The sequence below is a fragment of the Phenylobacterium sp. genome (assembly GCF_036501465.1).
Classification (GTDB): domain Bacteria; phylum Pseudomonadota; class Alphaproteobacteria; order Caulobacterales; family Caulobacteraceae; genus Phenylobacterium.
In genome coordinates this window covers 1-19,305 of the sequence record NZ_DASYAF010000173.1, presented here as the reverse complement: position 1 = coordinate 19,305, position 19,305 = coordinate 1, and the positions used below count along the sequence as shown (strand labels likewise).

At 69.1% G+C, this 19,305-nt stretch carries 18 protein-coding genes and 1 pseudogene; 9 read left to right on the top strand and 10 right to left on the bottom strand.

Going from position 1 to position 19,305, the window contains the following annotated elements; all coding sequences use genetic code 11:
• Nucleotides 1–140: 140 nt before the first annotated feature.
• Nucleotides 141–1,070: an SGNH/GDSL hydrolase family protein gene (locus tag VGL85_RS20620; RefSeq protein ID WP_331590907.1), complete on the bottom strand. Its 930-nt coding sequence runs from the start codon at nt 1,068–1,070 to the stop codon at nt 141–143.
• Between the two features lie 92 nt (nt 1,071–1,162).
• Nucleotides 1,163–1,531 (bottom strand): DsrE family protein, encoded by a 369-nt coding sequence (locus VGL85_RS20615; RefSeq protein WP_331590906.1) that lies wholly within the window; start codon nt 1,529–1,531, stop codon nt 1,163–1,165.
• A 66-nt stretch (nt 1,532–1,597) separates the two neighbouring features.
• On the opposite strand from VGL85_RS20615, the gene VGL85_RS20610 reads away from it, so the two are divergent.
• A complete protein-coding gene (locus VGL85_RS20610; RefSeq protein WP_331590905.1) occupies nt 1,598–2,608 on the top strand; it encodes an AraC family transcriptional regulator in 1,011 nt (336 codons plus the stop codon).
• A gap of 9 nt (nt 2,609–2,617) precedes the next feature.
• Here VGL85_RS20610 and VGL85_RS20605 read toward each other — a convergent pair whose 3' ends face one another.
• Nucleotides 2,618–3,736, bottom strand: a complete 1,119-nt coding sequence (locus VGL85_RS20605; protein ID WP_331590904.1) for a hypothetical protein — start codon at nt 3,734–3,736, stop codon at nt 2,618–2,620.
• 191 nt (nt 3,737–3,927) lie between these two features.
• On the opposite strand from VGL85_RS20605, the gene VGL85_RS20600 reads away from it, so the two are divergent.
• The gene (locus tag VGL85_RS20600; protein ID WP_331590903.1) at nt 3,928–4,155 is read left to right on the top strand and encodes a hypothetical protein; all 228 of its coding nucleotides are present in this window, start codon (nt 3,928–3,930) and stop codon (nt 4,153–4,155) included.
• A gap of 10 nt (nt 4,156–4,165) precedes the next feature.
• On the opposite strand, the gene VGL85_RS20595 is transcribed toward VGL85_RS20600, so the two are convergent.
• Nucleotides 4,166–4,648, bottom strand: coding sequence for a DUF4188 domain-containing protein (locus tag VGL85_RS20595; protein ID WP_331590902.1), 483 nt, complete (start codon nt 4,646–4,648; stop codon nt 4,166–4,168).
• A gap of 152 nt (nt 4,649–4,800) precedes the next feature.
• Between VGL85_RS20595 and VGL85_RS20590 the strand changes: the two genes are divergently transcribed.
• The gene (locus VGL85_RS20590; protein ID WP_331590901.1) at nt 4,801–6,174 is read left to right on the top strand and encodes an MATE family efflux transporter; all 1,374 of its coding nucleotides are present in this window, start codon (nt 4,801–4,803) and stop codon (nt 6,172–6,174) included.
• Between the two features lie 8 nt (nt 6,175–6,182).
• Here VGL85_RS20590 and VGL85_RS20585 read toward each other — a convergent pair whose 3' ends face one another.
• Together VGL85_RS20585 and VGL85_RS20580 are read right to left on the bottom strand one after the other, a co-directional pair.
• Nucleotides 6,183–7,082 carry a cobalamin biosynthesis protein CbiG gene (locus VGL85_RS20585; protein WP_331590900.1) on the bottom strand — a complete coding sequence of 300 codons (900 nt, stop codon included), beginning with the start codon at nt 7,080–7,082 and terminating at the stop codon, nt 6,183–6,185.
• A gap of 83 nt (nt 7,083–7,165) precedes the next feature.
• Nucleotides 7,166–8,167 carry an NADP-dependent oxidoreductase gene (locus tag VGL85_RS20580; protein ID WP_331590899.1) on the bottom strand — a complete coding sequence of 334 codons (1,002 nt, stop codon included), beginning with the start codon at nt 8,165–8,167 and terminating at the stop codon, nt 7,166–7,168.
• Between the two features lie 143 nt (nt 8,168–8,310).
• Here VGL85_RS20580 and VGL85_RS20575 point away from each other — a divergent pair, with 143 nt between their 5' ends.
• Together VGL85_RS20575 and VGL85_RS20570 are read left to right on the top strand one after the other, a co-directional pair.
• Nucleotides 8,311–9,228: a Gfo/Idh/MocA family oxidoreductase gene (locus VGL85_RS20575; protein ID WP_331590898.1), complete on the top strand. Its 918-nt coding sequence runs from the start codon at nt 8,311–8,313 to the stop codon at nt 9,226–9,228.
• A 45-nt stretch (nt 9,229–9,273) separates the two neighbouring features.
• Entirely contained in the window at nt 9,274–9,750 is a 477-nt protein-coding gene (locus VGL85_RS20570; protein ID WP_331590897.1) for a glutathione peroxidase, read from the top strand.
• Here VGL85_RS20570 and VGL85_RS20565 read toward each other — a convergent pair.
• Nucleotides 9,747–10,559, bottom strand: coding sequence for an enoyl-CoA hydratase-related protein (locus VGL85_RS20565; RefSeq protein WP_331590896.1), 813 nt, complete (start codon nt 10,557–10,559; stop codon nt 9,747–9,749). The two genes, VGL85_RS20570 and VGL85_RS20565, sit on opposite strands and share 4 nt — an antisense overlap.
• Before the next feature lie 40 nt (nt 10,560–10,599).
• Between VGL85_RS20565 and VGL85_RS20560 the strand changes: the two genes are divergently transcribed.
• A complete protein-coding gene (locus VGL85_RS20560; protein ID WP_331590895.1) occupies nt 10,600–10,992 on the top strand; it encodes a globin in 393 nt (130 codons plus the stop codon).
• Between the two features lie 63 nt (nt 10,993–11,055).
• Here VGL85_RS20560 and VGL85_RS20555 read toward each other — a convergent pair whose 3' ends face one another.
• Entirely contained in the window at nt 11,056–13,692 is a 2,637-nt protein-coding gene (locus VGL85_RS20555; RefSeq protein WP_331590894.1) for a TonB-dependent receptor, read from the bottom strand.
• A gap of 490 nt (nt 13,693–14,182) precedes the next feature.
• Between VGL85_RS20555 and ilvD the strand changes: the two genes are divergently transcribed.
• From ilvD to VGL85_RS20540, 3 genes are read left to right on the top strand one after another with little or no spacing between them, the layout of a single operon-like run.
• Complete coding sequence (gene ilvD, locus VGL85_RS20550; RefSeq protein WP_331590893.1) at nt 14,183–15,925, top strand: dihydroxy-acid dehydratase; 1,743 nt, start codon at nt 14,183–14,185, stop codon at nt 15,923–15,925.
• 16 nt (nt 15,926–15,941) lie between these two features.
• Nucleotides 15,942–16,631, top strand: coding sequence for an aspartate/glutamate racemase family protein (locus VGL85_RS20545; protein WP_331590892.1), 690 nt, complete (start codon nt 15,942–15,944; stop codon nt 16,629–16,631).
• A 41-nt stretch (nt 16,632–16,672) separates the two neighbouring features.
• Nucleotides 16,673–18,370 (top strand): amidohydrolase, encoded by a 1,698-nt coding sequence (locus VGL85_RS20540; protein ID WP_331590891.1) that lies wholly within the window; start codon nt 16,673–16,675, stop codon nt 18,368–18,370.
• Here the strand turns inward: VGL85_RS20540 and VGL85_RS20535 are convergent.
• Nucleotides 18,367–18,972, bottom strand: coding sequence for a glutathione S-transferase family protein (locus VGL85_RS20535; protein WP_331590890.1), 606 nt, complete (start codon nt 18,970–18,972; stop codon nt 18,367–18,369). The two genes, VGL85_RS20540 and VGL85_RS20535, sit on opposite strands and share 4 nt — an antisense overlap.
• 3 nt (nt 18,973–18,975) lie before the next feature.
• Nucleotides 18,976–19,305, bottom strand: a pseudogene (locus VGL85_RS20530) (hypothetical protein); the annotation flags it as partial.

Genomic DNA, 19,305 nt, shown 5'->3' with positions numbered 1-19,305 from the left:
CCGCTCGACCAAACGGCGTCAGCCGAGCATTCTTATGCACGTTCATTCGGGGCCTCGGGACCAAGGGTTGGAGCTTCGCAACCCCAGCCTCTCAGCCCAGCCCCGAGTGAACAACCTTCATAGCTTCGACACCTAGGCCGTCACCGCGCCCGCTTGCCTTCCGCCTCGGCCACCGCCTTCATCGCCAGCGGCTCCATCAGGTCGTAGCCGGCCTTGATCGGATGCACCCCGTCCTTGGTCAGCGCCGGGCGCATCGCGCCGCCCGGTCCGCCGAGCGCTGCGGTGTAGTCCACGAAGACCGCCCCGCGCCGCCTGGCGTAGGCGGCCAGCCAGGCGTTCAACCGAGCGATCTGCGGCGCGGGCTTCAGCGCCGCGCGCCAGGAAAAGTGGTCGGTCGGCGGGATGGAGGCCAGCACCACGGCGATGCCGTTGGCGCGGGCCAGGTCGACCATGGCCATGACGTTGGCCTGGAAGCTGTCCTCGGCGGTGGGCCCGGTGTTGCCGGCGACGTCGTTGGTGCCGGCCATGATGTGCACCACCCGCGGATGCAGGGCGACCACGTCCTGGTAGAACCGCGCCACCATCTGCGGCGTCGTCTGGCCGCTGATCCCGCGGTCCACCACCCCGCCCTGGAAGAAGCCCGGGTCGTAGCGGCGCCAGTTTTCGGTGATGGAATCGCCCATGAACACCACCCGCGGCCGCGGCCCCGCCGCCGCCAGTTCGCGGTCGGCCTCGCGATAGCGGCAGAGCCCCGGCCAGTCGTTGGCCTGGGTCCAGGCGTTGTAGGCCTGGTAGTCGCGGGCCGCCTCGGCCGACAGCGGCTGGCCCGCCGGCCCGGCCAGATAGCGCGCCAGCGTCTGCGGCAGGGGCGGGCAGGGCTCGGCCACCATCGCCGTGTCGCCGAACGGCACGCTGATCGCGCCGCCCGCCGGCGGGTCCGCCGCCGCCGCGCCGCCCGCCCATGCCCCGCCAACCCATGCCCCGCCAACCCAGGCCCCGCCAACCCAGGCCACGCCAACCCAGGCGACGGCGATCGACAGGGCGATGCGGCGAAGAGCGGTGGAACGCATCGGTCAGGCTCCCTCGGGCGGCGGCCTCGCCAAGGTGCCGCGCGCGGCGGACGCGGACAATGCCGGGCGTGCCTGCATCCCGTCAGCACCGATCAGAACGACAGCGTCGCGGCGCCCTCCTTGATGACGGCGAACATGGCGCTGCCGCCGATGATCGTGACGCCCTCGATCAGGTCCGAGGCCTCATAGCCGCGGGTCGCGGCGCAGGGCGGGCAGACCCAGATGACCCCGCCGCGGCCCTGGAAGTTCGCGATCAGCGCGGCGAGGGGATCGAGCGGCGGCACGTGGGTCATGGCCTGGCCGCCGCGCCTGACCAGGTCGACGGCGGCGCTGGTCAGGAACACCGAGACCTGCAGCCCGGCCGTGATGGCGCCGTTCGCGATCGTGAACCCCACCGACGAGAGCTCGGAGTCGATGCCCTTGGTCATCAGGATCACCAGCTTGTCCTGTTGCGTCGCCACAGTAGTCTTCCCTTCGTTGCGGTTGGCCCGTGATCGAAGGGGTAGGCGCATCGGAGACGCAGGTATTTGGCCGGGCCGCCGAACCTCTTGATCGAACGTCCGCCGCAGCAGCGGGACGGCGCGCGCGCCGCCGACGTGCTCTCCGCGGTCCTGCGGGCGGTGCGGCTGTCCGGTTCGGTGCAGTTCTGCTTCATGCCGAAGGGCGAGTGGCAGACCGACGCGGCGCCTTCGCTCGCCAGCCTGGCGCGGCCGGGCGGGGCGACGCCGTTCCATATCGTCGTGCAGGGGACCTGCTGGCTGAAGATGGAGGGTCGCACCGTCGCGCTCAACGAAGGCGATGTGGTCGCCTTTCCGTTCGGGACGGGTCACCAGCTGGGGGTCGGGCGGGACGGCGCGCTGGTGACGCCGGTCAAGGACCTGCCGCCACGGCCCTGGCGCGAGATCCCGGTGCTGCGTTACGGCGAAGGCGGGCCGGCGGTGCGCCTGCTCTGCGGCTATCTCGAGTTCGCCGCGGCGAGCTTCCAGCCGCTGCGCGACGGCCTGCCGACGCTGTTGCACGTGCGCACCAAGGCCGACGGCCTCGGTTGGCTGCACGCCACGATCGCCCAGATCGTCGCCGAGGTGGACCAGCCTCGGGCGGGCGGCGTCTCGGTGCTGGAGCGCCTGACCGAGATCACCTTCATCGAGGTGCTGCGCCAGCACGTCTCCTCGACGCCTGCCGGCGCGCGCGGATGGCTTGCGGCCATGACCGATCCGGGGCTGGCCCGGTGCCTGGCCTTGATCCACGCCGATCCGGAACGCGACTGGTCGCTGGGCGCGCTGGCGGCCGCCAGCGGGCTTTCCCGCAGCGCCATGACCGAACGCTTCGAGACCATGCTGGCGACCTCGCCGATGCGCTACGTCCGCGACTGGCGGCTCTGCCTCGCCGGCGTGGCGCTGAGCACGAGCAACCGCGCGATCGCCGCGATCGCCAGCGAGGCCGGCTATGGAAGCGAAGCCGCGTTCAATCGCGCCTTCGCCCGGGCCCAGGGCATGCCGCCGGCCGCCTGGCGCAGGCTGGCGCAGCAGACCGGCTGAGGCGGGCCCCTACGCTCCGGGCTTCGCCTGCGCCGGTGCGCTGGCGGCGGCCTTTTCCTGGCGGCGGGCGCCGGCCAGGATCGATGGCAGGGCGTAGTTCCCCTCGTGGCAGGCGTACTCGTAGATGATCCCGTGTAGCGGCGCGAAGTCGTACTCACCGCCCCAGGGCTGGGCCCAGGTGTCGGGGTCCTCGACCTGGAAGCGGTAGTTGAGCCGGGTGGGCGAGACGCGGGTGAACCACTCGGTGACCTTCAGGTTCTTCCACGAGCCCATGAAGTTCTGGGCCTGCGGGATGTTGGTCGTCTCGACCACCAGCGTATTGCCTTCGTAGTGGCCGACCGAGTCGCCCATCCAGGGGCGCACGCCGTCGGTGCGGTGCGGTGCGTTCAGCCGGATGATCCGCGTGTCGTGGATCATCTCCACGTCGATGACCACCGCCTTGGGCGTCTGCAGGATCTGGTAGTCGTTGTTGTAGAAGCCGTTGGGCAGCATGGGCGGCCCGGCGTTGCGGCCGAAGCCGATGATGCAGCGCTCGCCTAGCGAGCGGTACTCGTAGCTGTCGTAGTTGTCCCGCCGGCCGGCGGGTCGCGCGAACCGCGCCGGCGTCGTCCCGTTCTTGCGCGCCGGCGGCTCGCCGTTGGGCGTGGTGAGCAGCGAGGTGCGGAACTGGCCGTCGACCTCCATGATGTGTGAGCCGGGGTCGAGCCAGAAGGCGTTGTAGCCGCCCACGTCGCCGCCGGCCGCGGCGAACTCCGGCCGGATCGACAGCAGCTTGGAGTCGCTCGCCTTGGCCTTCGACAGCGTGGCGCCCGCATTGGGGTCGGTGGGCGCGTCGGCCGCGGCGATGGCGGCGGCCCAGGTCTTCTCCGCGGATCGCGCCTCGGTCGGGCTGAGCGTCGCCTTGTCGGTCAGCTTCGCGTTGCGGGCCAGCGGCGTCATGGTGGCGTTGGACCAATAGCCGGAGAGGTCCGGCTGTCCCTCGGCGTTCTTTGGCGGCTTCCAGCCGGGCTGCGGGATGGTCGGGTCGGCCATCGACTTGGCCGCCGTCGCCGGCGCGGCCGGGGCGGCCAGGACCGCGACGGGTAAGGAAAGCGCGGCTCCTAGCGTGAGTGCGACGGCGATGCGCATGGCGACAGACTCCCGGCTGAACTGAACTTGGCGTGTATCATATCATATTATGATATAAATATCGGCAGGATCATGATGATCGGGCGCGGCGGCGCCTCTCGCCTGTCACACGGCCGCCGCCAAGGGAGAGGGGAACCTTTTCAGCGAACGCCGGCTTTTGGGCTCACCCCTGGCGATGGCGGAGAGTCCAGATGTCCAATACGAACGCCGGCAATACCGGAAGCGGCTCTGGCGGAGGCATGGGCGTGGTCATGGGCGTCCTCCTGGCCGTCCTGATCGTCATCGCGGGCGTCTTCGCCTTCAAGTCCGGCATCCTGGGCGGCTCGAGCACCAAGAAGGTCGACGTGAACCTCAATGTGAACACGCCACACCTCAGCGCGCCCAGCCTTCCGACCCCCAGCGCGCCTGCGCCGAAGTAAGGCTCCTGGCTTAGGCGGCCGCCTGCTTCACCCGCTGGCGCGCCGCCTGACGGCCGCCGACCGCGTCGACCACGGCGCTGCAGGCGCCCAGGCCATAGGGCGGCATGTTGTTGTAGATGTTCTCGTACTGGCCGGGCCCGATCACATAGGTCTCGTGCCAGATGCCGACGTCGCCGTTGGAGGCGATCGCCCGGTTGAACGCCTGCCAGGCGGGCAGGTGGGCCTTGTCGCGCGCCTTGGCGTAGGCCTCCAGCTTCTCGAAGCTTTCCCAGTACTGGGTCACCGTCACGTTCGGAAAGCTGAACTGGGTCTGGGCGTGCAGCAGGCCGAGCTCAGGATTCTTGAAGAGCTCGACGATCATCTTCGGCATGGCCGTGGAGACCGGCAGCCACTTCCAGAATTTCCACGGCTTGTTCACCCGCATCCCGATCAGGAAGACGACGAAGCCGCCCTCCCGCTCCGCGCACACCCGGCGCGCCACGATCTTGGCCATCGACCCCTCCGTCTCCGCAGTGACTATACCGCCGAACGGCGTTTTCCGATGTGCCTTCGGCGTCACGGTCGGCCGCCGCGGCTGAGCTACGGCTTGCCATTTTCGGCGCGGGCGCCAATCTCCCGGCCTCTTTGAAAACCGGATGACCCGTCATGGACCGCGCGCCGGCCCAGGCGTCCTCCCTTGCGGGCGGGCGCGTCCTTCCCGTCCGCACCGAACTGGCCGAGCTCCTGAAGCTCTCCGGGCCGGTGGTGATCTCACGCCTGGGCATCATGGCCATGGGCCTCTCCGACGCCATCGTCGTCGGGCGTTATTCGGCGGTGCAGCTCGGCTACCACGCCCTGGGCTGGGCCCCGAGCGCGGTGGCGGTGACCATGGCCATCGGCCTGCTCAGCGGGGTGCAGGTGATGACCGCGCGGGCTATCGGCGAGGGCCGTCGGAATGAGACCGGCGCGGTGCTGCGCCGCGGCCTCGGCTACGCGCTCTGGGTGGGACTTGGCTCGGCTGCGCTGCTGGTGCTGCTGGGGCCGCCGTTCCTGCACGCCATCGGCCTGGAGAAGAGCCTGGCGGATGGGGCGACGCGGGCGCTGCTGGTCTTCGCCCTTTCGCTGCCGGGCTACACCATCAGCGTCAGCGCCGCTTCCTGGCTGGAGGGCCTGTCGCGCCCCGGGCCGTTCGCCTGGGCCATGTGGGTCGCCAACGCCATCAACCTGGGCCTGGACCTGCTTCTGGTGCCGGGGACCTTCGGCCTGCCGGCCCTGGGCGCGGTGGGCGGCGCCTGCGCCACCACGGGGGCCCGCAGCTTCCTGGCCGTCGCCATGCTGACCTACATCGCGTTCATGCCGGAGGCGCGCGCGCTGGGCGTCTTCACCAAGCCGCCGCGCGACCGCGCCGCCGAGGCCGACCAGCGACGGATCGGCTTCGGCGCCGGCGCGTCGAATTTCTTCGAGGTGGCGGCCTTCTCCAGCATGAACATCATCGCCGGCTGGATCGGCGGGCTGGCGGTGGCCGCCTGGGCGATCGTGCTCAACGTCGCGGCCATCGTCTTCATGGTCCCGCTGGGCCTGGCGACCGGGGCGGCGGTGCGCGTCGGCCGCGCCTATGGCGCCCGCGAGCCGCGCGGCGTGGTCCGCGCCGCCCTGGTCGCCTTCGGCGTCATCAGCCTGTTCGGCGTGGCGGTGGGCCTGGTGATCTGGCCGAACGCCGCCCTGATCTCGTCGGCCTATACGAAGAACCCGGAGACGCTAGCGATCGCCATCCCGGCGCTGATCGTCTCCTGCCTCATGTACCTGCCGGACTGCCTGCAGGTGGTGACCGCCCAGTCGCTGCGGGCCCGCGGCGATGTCTGGGTTCCGACCGGCACGCACCTCACCAGCTACATCGTGGTGATGGCGCCGCTGGCCTGGTTCCTGGCCATCCCGAGGCACATGGGCGTGCTAGGCATCGCCTGGGCGGTGGTGATCGCCAGCCTGATCTCGGCGGTGCTGCTGCTGGGCCGGTTCTGGATGCTCAGCCGGCGGGATTAGCCGGCTCCCTAGCCAGCTCCCAGGATCCAGCCTTCCTCGCGCTCGGCGTCGATCACCACGTCGGCGGCGGTCCCCTTGCGCGGCCCGAAGGCCTCGCCCAGCTTGCCGGCCTCGTCCAGCTTGGCGAAATGCTCGGCCAGCACGCGGACCTGGGTCTGGTCCTTCACCTCGCCGGGCAGCGCCGCGCCTTTCAGCATCGAGGGATAGACCTCGGCGAGGACGACATCGACGCCGTCCAGATCCGCCTCGGTCAGCGCCTTGAAACCCGTCTCGAACGGCCAGACGCGAGCGGCCTCGCCGCGCGCCTGCTTCAGCCGCCGGACCGCCGGGATGCCCACCAGCGCCTGACCGCCGACCGAACCGTTGTAATAGGTCTTCCAGATCGAGGAGGCGGCGGCGGCCAGCACCTCGCCGCGCCGGAACTCCGGCAGGTCGCCGGCGCCGTGCGGATGCAGGCGCGTGGCCGTCAGCGTCGTCTGCACGTCCTTCGGCGGGCAACCCCAGAACGGGAACGGCCCGTCGGTCAGCAGGCGGTTCAGCTGGGCGGCGACGTTGAAACGGTTGTTGATGTTGGTGGGCTTGTCGACCACCCGCTTGCCGAGTTCCTCCCAGGCCGCGCGCCAGGGCGGCTCGCCCTTCAGCTTGGCGGCGGCGGCGAAGCCGCGCGGGAAGCCCAGCGGGAAATCGAAACCCACCAGGGCCTTCTCCGAACGCTTCTTGAAGTCGGCGAGCAGGGCGGTGAGCTTGGCCTCGGCCTCGGCGCGCGTCGCCGGGTTGAAGCTCTCGAAAGCCAGGCGGAAACGCACGTCGCGCTTCAGGACGCCGATCCACACGGAATCGGCGCCGGTGGTCGGCTTCGACGCCGCGCTCCAGTCGACGATCACATAGGCGCTGAACAGGCGCGGCACGTGCAGGGACTCCGGGACCAGGACCTGAAACGAAAGGGACGAGCGGTTCTAGCCCCTGGAGCGTGACGGTCCAATCACAGCTTTCAGCCGAGCTTCACCAGCATCTTGCCCAGGTTCTCGCCGCTGAAGAGCCCGATGAAGGCGTCGGGTGCGGCGTCGAGGCCGTCGAACACCGTCTCCTTCCAGCTGACCTTGCCCTCGGCGACCCATTTGGCGAGGTCGGCGTGGAACTGCGGCATCATCGAGAAGTGGTGGCTGACGATAAAGCCTTCCATTCGGATGTTCTTGCCAATCAGCTGGGCGAGGTTTGAGGGGCCGGGCTCGGGCTTGGTGGCGTTGTAGATCGAGATCATCCCGCAGATGGCGAAGCGGGCGAACAGCTTGGCGCTGTTCAGCGCCGCCTCGAGATGGGCGCCGCCGACGTTGTCGAAATAGACGTCGATGCCGCCCGGCGCGGCCTCCGTCAGGGCGGCGTTGAGGTCGCTGGTGGCCTTGTAGTCGATCACGTGGTCGACGCCGATGGACTTCAGCCAGGCCACCTTTTCGGCTCCGCCGGCCGAGCCGATCACCACGTGCCCCTTGGCCTTGGCGATCTGGCAGACCATGGCGCCCACCGCGCCCGCCGCGCCGGAGACGAAGACCACGTCGCCGTCCTTCAACGCGGCCACCTTCAGCAGGCCCGCGTAGGCGGTCAGCCCCGGCATGCCGGCCGCGCCCAGGAAGGCCTGGGGCGGCAGGCCGCGCGGGTCCAGTTTCTGCAACGCCGCGGCCGGGGCGTTGAAGCCCTCGCGCCAGCCATAGCCCGACTGCACCAGCTCGCCGACCTTCAGGTTGGGGTCGTTGGAGACCGTCACCTGGCCGATCGCGCCGCCGTCCATCGCCTTGCCGAGCTGGAAGGGCGGGGCGTAGCTCTTCACGTCGTTCATCCGCCCGCGCATGTAGGGGTCGACCGTCATCCAGAGGTTCTTCACCTGCACCTCGCCGGGCCCCGGGGCGGCCAGCTCGACGCTCGCCATCTCGAAGTTGGCATGGGTCGGCAGGCCCGACGGGCGGCTCTTCAGGCGGATCTCTCGGACGGTGGTCATGGGGCTTTCCTGTTCGGAGGATCGGTCGCGGCTTTCCGGCCGGGTTCAAACAACCGTTTAGCTCGCCGGCACGGGTGGCGTCGAGAGCCATGACCTGCTAGGCGGGCCGCCCTGACCGGAGATGTTGATGGTTGAGTCCCCCAATGCCTGACGCCTTGAGGGGGGGCGTTGTCGGAGCCGGCGTGTTCGGCGGCTACCATGCGCGCCAGTACGCCAGGCTGCCGGGCGTGGTGCTCTCCGCCGTGCTCGACCCGCATCCTGACCGCGCGGCCGCCGTGGCCGTGCCGCTGGGCGGACGCGCCTTCCACGACCTGGACGCTTTCCTGGACGCCGTCGATGTGGTGACCGTGGCCTCGCCCGCGACCCTGCACGCCGAGCACGCGCTCGCGGCCATCGCCGCCGGCAAGCCGGTCTATGTAGAGAAGCCGATCGCCACGAGCGTCGCCGACGGCGAGAGGGTGCGCGCCGCGGCGGCCGCCAAGGGCCTGGTCGTCGCCTGCGGCCATCAGGAGCGGGTGCAATCGCGCGCCATGGGTCTGCTGGACATCCCCGAGCAGCCGCTCCGGCTCGAGGCTCTACGCCACGGCCCGCCGTCGGACCGCAGCCGCGACGTCTCGGCGATCCTCGACCTGATGGTTCACGACATCGACCTGGCGCTGGCCATCTCCGCCGCCGAGCCAGTGACGGCGGAAGGCGAGGGGCGGATGAGCGACGATGGCGTCTGGGACGTCGCCCGCTCGGAGGTCACCTTCGACGACGGGTTTTCCGCCATGTTCGACGTCTCGCGCCAGGCTGCGGCCCGCAAGCGGATCATGAAGATCGTCTATCCGTCCGGCGAGGTGGAGGTCGACTTCGTGAACCGGATGTTCCGCAACACCACGCCGTTCGCGCTCAACACCGCCTACGCCGAGACGCCGGCCGGCCAGGATCCCCTGGGCGCCAGCGTCGCGGGCTTCCTGGCGGCCGTGCGCGGCGAGGCGCCCCGGCCGATCGTCAATGCGGAGGAAGCGATCCGGGCGCTCGACCTGGCCTTGGCCATCGAACAAGGCCTCGCCGGCTAGGCGGATCGGCGCTAGCGTCCGGCCGCCTTCGCACAGGAGCCCGGCATGACCAGCGCCTACGACTATGAGTTCAAGTCCATCGACGGCCAGGCCCTGCCGCTGTCGAGCTTCAAGGACAAGGTGGTGCTGGTGGTGAACACCGCTTCGGCCTGCGGCCTCACCCCGCAATACGACGGGCTGGAAAAGCTCTACTCCGACTACAAGGACAAGGGCCTGGTCGTGCTGGGCGTGCCCTGCAACCAGTTCGCCGGCCAGGAGCCGGGGACCGAAGCCGAGATCAAGAGCTTCTGCGAGACCCGTTTCTCGGTGGACTTCCCGATGACCTCGAAGGTCGATGTGAAGGAGGCCGGGCGCCATCCGTTCTACGCCTGGGCGGAGAAGGAACTGGGCGAGGGCGCCGTGCCGGTGTGGAACTTCCACAAGATCCTGGTCGGTAAGCACGGCGAGGCCTTGCAGGCCTTCGGACCGCGCACCGAGCCGCTGGCGCCGGAGATCACCGCGGCGATCGACGAGGCGCTCTAAGCCGTTTCGCGCGTCCCGCGCTTGCCGCGCACCGCCAGGTCGACGGCCAGCAGCCGGTTCTCGCCGTCCATGCGCAGGCTGACGCCGGGGATCCACATCATGGCGCAGTAGTCGCCCAGGCTGTCCTCGACCGCTTGCGAGAAGCCCTGGGCGTCCTGGGCCTTGTTCATCTGCAGCTTGGCCATGCGCAGCACCTCGGGGCTGTTCTGGGCCACGCGCGCGGCCCAGGCCATGGTCTCGCGCTCCAGGTCGGCCCTGGGCAGGACGCGGTTCACCAGGCCGTACTGGGCGGCCTCGGCGGCGGAGATGAAACGGCTCTCGAACACCAGTTCCTTGGCGCGGCGGATGCCGATGTCCCAGGGGATCGACATATATTCCACCATCCCGGCCAGGAACTCGGCGTCCTCGGCGGCGAACACCACGTCCATCGCTGCGGCCAGCATCCAGCCGGCGTAGATGCAATAGCCCTCGACCATGGCCACGGTGGGCTTGGGGAAGTTCCGCCACTTCAGCAGCAGGTCGAGGTTGTAGTTCTTGAACTGGTCGTAGGTCTGGATGCCGGGCTTGGCGCCCAGCGCCGCGCGATAGGCCATGCCCTCCTCGGTGCCGAGGTCATGGCCGGTGGAAAAGACCCCACCGGACCCTTTCACGACCACCACCTTCACCGCCTCGTCCGCCCGGGCGAGATCGAAGGCCTGGTCGATCTCGTCCAGCATCCGGTAGCTCTGGGCGTTGTGGTAGGCCGGGCGGTTGAGCGTGATCACCGCCACGCCGCGGTCCGCGGCATAGATGACATCGTGGAACGGCACGGGCTTTCCTCTTCGGTCGCTTTCGGCGGACTATAGGCCCATGGCGGACATGGGCGAGATCATCGCGCAATCCCTGGAGATCGTGGCAGAGCGGGCCGGCGATCCCGCGCCGCAGGTCTATGCGCGCCTGTTCGCCGCCTATCCGGAGATGGAGGCGATGTTCGTGCGCGACACCACCGGGGCGGTGCGCGGCGAGATGCTGGCCATGGCCTTCCAGTGCCTGCTGGACCTGGACGGCGCCTATGCGGCCAACATGATCGCCGCCGAGCGGGTCAACCACGACGCCTTCGGCGTGCCGCACGAGGTGTTCGGCCGCTTCTTCCCGCTGCTGGCGCAGACCTGCCGCGAGCTGCTGGGGGAGGCCTGGACGGCCGAGATGGACGCCGCCTGGCGCGCCGCGCTCGGCCGGATCGCCGAACTCACCCCGATCTGAGGCCAAAAAAGAGGCCGCCCCCTGGGGAAAGGGGCGGCCCGCAATCTGCGCCTCGCGGCGGGACTAGAACTTGTAGTGGACCTCGAAGCCGTAGGTGCGCGGCGGGGTCAGGTCGTAGGCCGGGGCCTGGGTGAAGCCGCCGCCGCCGACCGGGGCGGCGATCGGATAGCCGCCGGCCGCCGCGTCGTAGCCCAGGGTGTTGAAGACGTTCCGGACGTAAGCCACGAGTTCGTACTTGTCGTGGTTGCCCTGCCAGGTCGCGCGCAGATCGACCTGGTCCCAGGCCGGAGCCTCGTCATAAGCCCGCTCGAACACCGAATCCCACGACTTGTCCTTCCAGATGTAGCTGCCGGACAGGATCAGGTTCCCCGGGTCGAACCGGAAGGTGTAGTTGGCGTTGAAGGCGACCTTGTTCTTGGGCGCCTGGGGTAGCGCGTTGCCGCTGACCGCCTGGGCGCCGGTGGCCCCGATCGGCCGGGCGCCGACCGCGGTCGCGGCCGGGTCGGCCACGTCGACGAGGCAGGTGCCGGTGGCGACCCCGCCGACCAGGCTGCAGCCGGACTGGATGCGCGTGTCGTCGAAGCCGTAGACCAGGCTGAGGTTCAGGTTGTCGAGCGGATTCCAGATGGCGGTGAACTCGATGCCCTTGGAGATCGACTTCGGGATGTTGATGAATTCGGTCACGTTGACCGCGCCCACCGGCACGCCGATCGGGATCTGGGCGTCCTCGTAGTTGTAGTAGAAGGCGTCGGCGTCGAGGACGAAGTTGCCCATAGTCTTCTTGAAGCCGACCTCGAAGTCGTCGACGTGTTCCGGCAGCGCCTCGACGTTGGCGCCGATGAAGCCGGCGTTGAAGCCGAAGGCCTTGTAGCCCCGATTGTAGCGACCGTAGACCAGGGTGTCCCTGTCCGGCGTCCAGGAGATGCCGGCGGTGCCGGTGAAGGCGTCGGAGTGGTCCTTCAGGCAGCGCACGTCGTCGCCGGCGAACTTGCCGGTGGTCTGCAGCGTCGGCAGCGAGCAGACGCCCTTGCTCAGCACATTGCTGACCTGCACCGGGGTGATGTCCACAGCCGGCAGCAGCGAGCCGAGGTTCTCGGCGCTGACCGCGGCCGAGAGGTCCTGGAAGGCGATATAGCGAGCCTCTTCCTGGCCATGCTTCTCGTCGTAGGTGTAGCGCAGGCCCCCGGTGAGCTTGATCTGGTCGGTGACCTTCCAGTCGACCTGGCCGAAGACGGCGGTGGACGAGATGTGGTCCTGATAGTCCAGCACCAGATAGTTGAGGCTGGGGTTGGGGGGCGCCGGCAGGCCGGGGGCGACCGGCTGCGGCGCGCCGATCTGCGGCTGGTCCGGCTCCTGGAAGGTCTCCGGATTGTTGTCGAACTCGTCGTAGCGGTAGACGCCGCCGATCCACTGCACCGGGCTTTCATTGGTCGACGAGAAGTCCAGCTCGTGGCTCGACCAGTTCGGGTGCGCCTCATATTGGAAGATCTGCCGCGGACGCACGGTCAAGGGCGTGCAGGTCGGTGGTCCGAGCGTCGCGCACGTGCCGCCCGGCGCCAGCGGAATCTGATAGGACGTGACCGGGGAGTTGTCGTTGTTGAAGTAGGCGGTGTGCAGATTGTAGTGATACTGGCTGTATCCACCGATGTACTTCATGTCGAACCCGTCGAAGTGATGGGTCCAGTGCAGGGTGACCGTGTAGGTCGCGTTGAGCACGATGTCGGTCGGCTGCGCGTGGGCGAAGGTGCGGATGTCCCTCTGCGCCGGGTTGTCGGTCAGGCCGGGCGGAATGCCGACCACCGAGCCGGGCACGGCGCCGCCGCCGAACGGGAAGTTCGGGTTGAACACCAGCTGACCCGGCTGGGTCTCCGAGGTGTCGTAGTGGCCGGCGGTGGGGATGCCGAGCAGGCCGCCCGGGCCGCCGCGGTCGTTGTTGAACCATAGCGTATAGGCATCGAGCCAGATGTCGTTCTTGTCGTTCTTGTACTCGAGCATGGCGTCGAAATAGGGGTCGTGGCGGACGTCGCCCTCGGTCGGCCCGACCAGGTTCTTGAAGTAGCCCTGGGTCTGGTTGAGATCGTAGGCGCTGAGCCGGTAGGTCAGGCCGTTGATGCCGGGCACCGGCCCAGTGACCGTGCCCTCGATCTTGGTGTAGCCGTAGTTGCCGGCGACGATCCGGAACTCGCCGCCGAAGTCCTCCTGCGGGTGCTTCGAGAGCGTGTTGATCAGGCCGCCCACGGCGTTGCGGCCGTACAGCGTGCCCTGCGGGCCCAGCAGCACTTCCACCTGGTCGATCAGCATGTCGTCGCGGCCGACGAGGAAGGTCGAGTTGGAGAAGAAGTCGTCGTAGTAGACCGCGACCGCGGAGTCCGAGAGGTAGATGTTGTTGTTGCGGGCGAGGCCGCGCATGACCGGGCGGTCCAGCTGGCTGGAGTAGGTCAGGCCCGGCGTGAAGTTGGTCATGTCCTGGACGGTGGTGATGCCCTCGATCGCGCGCTCTCGGGCGCTGAAGGCGGTCACGGCCACCGGCACGTCCTGCAGGTTGGCCGAGCGCCGCTCGGCGGTGACCACCAGTTCCTCAATGGTGTTGCCCGCGGCGGCCGCCGCGGTCGCGGCGGGCCGCGTCTGGGCATGGGCGTTGGTGGCGATGACTGCGGCCAGCAGAGCGCTGGACGCCAGCAAAGAGCGTTTCCACGGCATTTGATTCCTCCCAGCAAATTACGTGGCGCTATTGGCTGCGCCTGTTCTGGAAGGCTGGGGCCACAACTTGGGAGCGTCAACAGCTTGAGCATAAGTTATCAGTGATAACTAACTGTAGCTCACCTAAATCGGCAGAGACGCCACAGTTTCCGTGGGGTCACTCTAAAGTCACCGTAAGCGAAGCTGCCCCCATTGTGCGCTGCGGTACTGTGACAACCTGACACAATGACCAAGATTTGGCCATGGTGTACTCAGTAAGAGTATCCCAGGATTTACAGTCTACATGCAGACCTGATTTTCGAATCTAGGAATTTCAGCAAGCGAAACGGACAGTTGCGAGATACCGATGCTACGGGGCCATAACGCGTATCGGCGGTCAAGGTTCCAACTGCAACCTCAGCGCGCGGTTCGGGGATGAGGGCGGCGGCGCCGGGGCTTCCCCACGCTGCGCCGCACGCTTAAGGAACGAGCCTCGATCTGGAGGCCCTTCATGCACCGCAAGCCCGACGGAAGCTGGGACAAGGCGAAGCTGCCCAGCCGGCACACGACGGAGGGGCCGGCGCGCGCGCCGCACCGCTCCTACTACTACGCCATGGGCCTCGGCAGCCGCGAGATCGCCCAGCCGTTCGTGGGCGTGGCGTCCTGCTGGAACGAAGCCGCGCCCTGCAACACCGCCCTGATGCGCCAGGCCAACGCCGCAGCCGCCGGCGTCAAGCGGGCCGGCGGCACGCCGCGCGAGTTCTGCACCATCACCGTCACCGACGGCATCGCCATGGGGCACGAGGGCATGCGCTCGTCCCTGGTCAGCCGCGAGGTCATCGCCGACTCCGTCGAGCTCACCATGCGCGGCCACGCCTATGACGCCCTGGTCGGCGTGGCGGGCTGCGACAAGTCCCTGCCGGGGATGATGATGGCCATGCTGCGCCTGAACGTGCCCAGCGTGTTCATCTATGGCGGTTCGATCCTTCCGGGGTCGTGGCACGGCCGCGACGTGACCGTACAGGACGTCTTCGAAGGCGTCGGCAAGCACTCGGCCGGCCAGATGAGCCTGGAAGACCTCTGCGACCTGGAACAGCACGCCTGCCCGAGCGACGGCGCCTGCGGCGGCCAGTACACCGCCAACACCATGGCCTGCGTCTCCGAAGCGATCGGCCTGGCCCTGCCGCTGAGCTCGGCGCTGCCGGCGCCCTATCTGGAGCGCGACCAGTACTGCGACGCCAGCGGCGAGGCGGTGATGCGCCTGCTTGAGCACAACATCCGGCCGCGCGACATCTGCACCCGCGAAGCCTTCGAGAACGCCGCCGTCGTGGTGGCGGCGACCGGCGGCTCGACCAACGGCGGCCTGCACCTGCCGGCCATGGCGCATGAGGCGGGGATCAGCTTCACCCTGCGCGACGTGGCCGAGATCATGAAGAGGACGCCCTACCTGGCCGACCTGATGCCGGGCGGGCGCTATCCGGCCAAGAAGATGGGCGAGGCGGGCGGCATGCCCATGCTGCTCAGGACCTTGCTGGACGAGGGCCTGATCCACGGCGACTGCATGACGGTGACCGGCAAGACCATGGCTGAGAACCTGAAGGACGTCGTCTGGCGCGACGACCAGGACGTGATCCGCCCGGCGTCGAACCCGCTGTCGCCCACCGGCGGCGTGGTGGGCCTGTGGGGCAGCCTCGCGCCCGACGGCGCCATCGTGAAGGTGGCCGGCCTCGGTCACCGCCAGCACCGTGGGCCCGCGCGGGTGTTCGACGGCGAGGAGGCCGCCTTCGCCGCCGTCGAGCGGCGCGACTACAAGGAAGGCGACGTGCTGGTGATCCGCTACGAGGGCCCCAAGGGCGGCCCCGGCATGCGCGAGATGCTGTCGACCACCGCGGCGATCTACGGCCAGGGGATCAGCGACAAGGTGGCGCTGATCACCGACGGGCGATTCTCCGGCGCCACGCGCGGCCTGTGCATCGGCCACGTGGGGCCGGAAGCCGCCGACGGCGGCCCGATCGGCCTGGTGAAGGACGGCGACATCATCGTCATCGACGCCGACGCCGGGACCATCGAGCTCGAGGTCGATCCGATCGAGCTGGAGAACCGCAAGCGCCACTTCGACCAGGAGGGGCCAAGGCCGACCAACTATGGCTCCGGCGCGCTCTGGAAGTTCGCCCGCTCGGTGGGCCCGGCGCACCTGGGGGCCGTCACCCATCCGGGCGCGGCGGGCGAGGCTCACGTCTACGCGGACATCTGATGCGGACGCCCGCGCCATGAAGACCATCGGCCTGATCGGCGGCATGAGCGCCGAAAGCACCACGGTCTACTACCAGGCGCTGAACCGGCTGGCGCGCGAGCGGCTGGGCGGCATCCATTCGGCGGAGCTGGTGATCCGCTCGGTGGACTTCGCCCCCATCGCGGCGCTGCAGGCGGCGGACGACTGGGCGGCGACCGGAGCCATCCTGGCGGGCCACGCCCAGGCGCTGGAAGCGGCGGGCGCCGAGGCGATCCTGATCTGCGCCAACACCATGCACCTGAACTACGACCAGGTGGCCGCCGGCGTCGGCGCGCCGGTGATCCACATCGGCGACGCGACGGCTGAGGCCCTGAAGGCGCGGGGCGTGACCAAGACCCTGCTGCTCGGCACCCGCTACACCATGGAAAAGCCGTTCTACGCCGAGCGGCTGGCGGCCATGGGCATCGAGACCGCGATCCCGGAAAAGGCCGAGCGCGAGCGGCTGCACGCGATCATCTACGAGGAGCTGATCGTAGGCGTGATCAAGCCGGCCTCGCAGGCGCAGGTGCTGGCGATGATCCGGGCGGGCCTCGCCGCCGGCTGTGACGGCGTGGCCTTCGCCTGCACCGAGATCGGCCTGCTGCTGGACGTCGACGCCATGCCGGCGCCCACCGTCGACACCGCCATCGCCCACTGCGAAGCGGCGATGGATTTCGCGCTGGGCTAGAGGCCACGACGGCGCAAGACTGCCTTAGCGGAGGGGGCGGCATGCGGACGATCCAACAGAACCGGCGGGACTTCCTGGGGTATGCGGGCGCGAGCCTCGGCGCGCTTGCGGCCGGCGGCGCCTGGGCGGCGGAGGCCCCGGACCTGATCGTCACCAACGCCAACGTCCTGACGGTCGATGCGAAACAGCCGCGCGCCCAGGCCTTCGCGGTCAGGGGCGGCCGGTTCCTGGCGGTGGGCTCGAATGCTGAGATCAAGGCTCATGCCGGGCCGCGCGCCCAGGTCTTCGACGCGGCCGGCGGAACGATCGTCCCGGGCTTCATCGACAGCCACAACCACGCGCCGGGCGAGGTGCTGCAGTTCGACGTGCTGGTGGGCAACCCTTACGAGGTGGAGTTCGTCACCATCGACTCCATCGTGGGCAAGCTGAAGGCCAAGGCCCAGACCCTGCCGCCGGACACCTGGGTCGAAGGCTTCTTCTTCGACGACACCAAGGTGAAGGACGGCCGGCTGATCAATCGCCACGACCTGGACCGGGTCTCGACCACCCAGCCGGTGGTGGTGCGCCATCGCGGCGGCCACACCTCGTTCTACAATTCCAAGGCGCTGGAGATGGCCGGTGTCGGCAAGGCCACGCCCAACCCGCCCGGCGGCACCTTCGACCATGGCCCGGACGGGGAGCTGACCGGCCGGGTCACCGACCGTGCGACGGTGGTCTTCGCCCGGGTTGGCAAGCGCGAGACCTTCTCGCCGGAGGAGCGGGCGAGACGGGCGCGAGACGGCGTCGCCTTCATCTCGAAACAGTTCGTCCGCTACGGCCTGACCAGCGTCTGCCACGAGGGCGGCGATCTTGCCGCCATCCAGGACATTCGCGCCGACGGCAAGCTCCTGCACCGGATCAGCTACGAGCCCCAGGGCGAGGGGCTGGAAGCGATGATCCGCGCCGGCCTGGAGACCGGCTTCGGCGACGACTGGATCAAGCTGGGCGCCTCGGCCGAGCATGTGGTCGACGGCTCGTTCTCCGAGCGGACCCTGGCCATGAGCCGGCCCTATCCCGGCGTCTCGCCGCCCTACTACGGCAACCTCACCGAGACCCAGGATGTGCTGAACGCCTGGATCGAGCGGGTCCATCGGGCCGGCATCGACGTCAACTGCCACGCCAACGGCGACGTGGCGATCGGCAATGTGCTGACCGCCGTCGAGCGGGCGCAGAAGCTGTTCCCGCGCCCGAACGCGCGGCCGAAGATCACCCACTGCACCCTGGTCAACCCCGGCCTGATCGCCCGCATCAAGGCGGCGAACGTGGTCCCGGCGGCCTTCTCGACCTACGCCTACTACAACTCCGACAAGTTCCCGTTCTACGGCGAGGACATCATCAGGAACGCCATGGCCTTCCGCGACTTCCTGGACGCCGGCGTGCCGGTCTGCGCGGGGTCGGATTTCAGCCCCGGGCCGTTCTCGCCGCTGATGGCGCTGCAGGCCATGGTCACGCGCAAGGGCTGGGACGGGAAGACCTGGGGCGCCAACCAGAAGATCAGCGTCGAGGAGGCCTTGCGGGTGAACACGCTGAACGGCGCCTTCGCCACCCATGAGGAGCAGCTCAAGGGCTCGATCACGCCTGGCAAGCTGGCGGACTTCGTGGTGCTGGCGCAGGACCCCCACGCCGTGGACCCGGACAAGATCAAGGACATCAGGATCGTCCGCACGGTCGCCGGCGGGCGAACGGTCTACGAAGCCTAGGACGGCGGCGGCGGCCAGTTGGCCTCGGCCGCGCGCTTGTAGGCGGGGCGCTCGGAAAGGCGCGCGTTGTAGGCCTCGAGCACCGGGCGGCCGGAAACCCGGCCGGCGAACATCGCCACCGACAGGATCGCGCCCACCGCCACGTCGGCGGCGCTGAACCCATCGCCCAGCAGCCAGGGACCAGGCGAAAGCGCGCTCTCCAGCGCCCCCAGCGCGGTGTCACAATCACCCCAGCCGACACCGGACGGATCCAGCGCCTGCTCGCGCATATAGATGGCGGGCTCCAGGACGGCGGTGGCGAACACCGCCCAGCGCAGATAGGGCCCGCGCCGCGGATCGTCGGGGGCCGGCGCCAGGCTCCCCAGTCCGTAGCGGTCGGCGAGGTAGAGGCAGATGGCGGTGGTCTCGGTCACCACCACGCGATCGTCGGTGAGGGCCGGCACCTTGCCCATGGGATTGAGCTTCAGGAACCGCGGCGACTTCTGGTGGCGTTTGCGCAGGCTGACCTCCGTCACCCGGTAGGGCAGGGCCAGTTCTTCCAGGATCCAGCGGGCCGTGAAGGTGCGGCTGTAGATCGAGCCATAGAGGACGATCTCGCCCATCGCCTAGAGCCGCAGGCTGCGGATTTCGTCTTCTTCCTCGTCGTCCTCTTCGGCCTCCGCCGCGTCCCACGGCGCAAGCTCGTGCGCCGCTTCCTCGTCGTGGTCGTGGTCGTGCTCCTGGTCGTGGGCGGCCGCCGCTTCGTCATCGTCCTCGTGGGCGAGGCGGGCGAAGAGCGGGGTGAGCGAACTTTCGCCGGCGGGGCGGGCCGGCGGCTCGGGCTCCTGTGCGATCGCCGCCGCGGGCGCGGCAGGGCGCGCCACCGCGGCGCGGGAGGGGCTGATCGGTCGGCGCAGCAGGGCCTCGATGCGGGCGAGCCAGCGGTTGGCCTCGGC

What these genes read in the sequence shown, in the direction of transcription:
- VGL85_RS20620 (WP_331590907.1), bottom strand. Translation starts at nt 1,070, where the DNA reads ATGCGTTCCACCGCTCTTCGCCGCATCGCCCTGTCGATCGCCGTCGCC.
- VGL85_RS20605 (WP_331590904.1), bottom strand. Translation starts at nt 3,736, where the DNA reads ATGCGCATCGCCGTCGCACTCACGCTAGGAGCCGCGCTTTCCTTACCC.
- VGL85_RS20600 (WP_331590903.1), top strand. Translation starts at nt 3,928, where the DNA reads ATGTCCAATACGAACGCCGGCAATACCGGAAGCGGCTCTGGCGGAGGC.
- VGL85_RS20595 (WP_331590902.1), bottom strand. Translation starts at nt 4,648, where the DNA reads ATGGCCAAGATCGTGGCGCGCCGGGTGTGCGCGGAGCGGGAGGGCGGC.
- VGL85_RS20590 (WP_331590901.1), top strand. Translation starts at nt 4,801, where the DNA reads ATGGACCGCGCGCCGGCCCAGGCGTCCTCCCTTGCGGGCGGGCGCGTC.
- VGL85_RS20580 (WP_331590899.1), bottom strand. Translation starts at nt 8,167, where the DNA reads ATGACCACCGTCCGAGAGATCCGCCTGAAGAGCCGCCCGTCGGGCCTG.
- VGL85_RS20575 (WP_331590898.1), top strand. Translation starts at nt 8,311, where the DNA reads ATGCCTGACGCCTTGAGGGGGGGCGTTGTCGGAGCCGGCGTGTTCGGC.
- VGL85_RS20570 (WP_331590897.1), top strand. Translation starts at nt 9,274, where the DNA reads ATGACCAGCGCCTACGACTATGAGTTCAAGTCCATCGACGGCCAGGCC.
- VGL85_RS20560 (WP_331590895.1), top strand. Translation starts at nt 10,600, where the DNA reads ATGGCGGACATGGGCGAGATCATCGCGCAATCCCTGGAGATCGTGGCA.
- VGL85_RS20555 (WP_331590894.1), bottom strand. Translation starts at nt 13,692, where the DNA reads ATGCCGTGGAAACGCTCTTTGCTGGCGTCCAGCGCTCTGCTGGCCGCA.
- ilvD (WP_331590893.1), top strand. Translation starts at nt 14,183, where the DNA reads ATGCACCGCAAGCCCGACGGAAGCTGGGACAAGGCGAAGCTGCCCAGC.
- VGL85_RS20545 (WP_331590892.1), top strand. Translation starts at nt 15,942, where the DNA reads ATGAAGACCATCGGCCTGATCGGCGGCATGAGCGCCGAAAGCACCACG.
- VGL85_RS20540 (WP_331590891.1), top strand. Translation starts at nt 16,673, where the DNA reads ATGCGGACGATCCAACAGAACCGGCGGGACTTCCTGGGGTATGCGGGC.
- VGL85_RS20535 (WP_331590890.1), bottom strand. Translation starts at nt 18,972, where the DNA reads ATGGGCGAGATCGTCCTCTATGGCTCGATCTACAGCCGCACCTTCACG.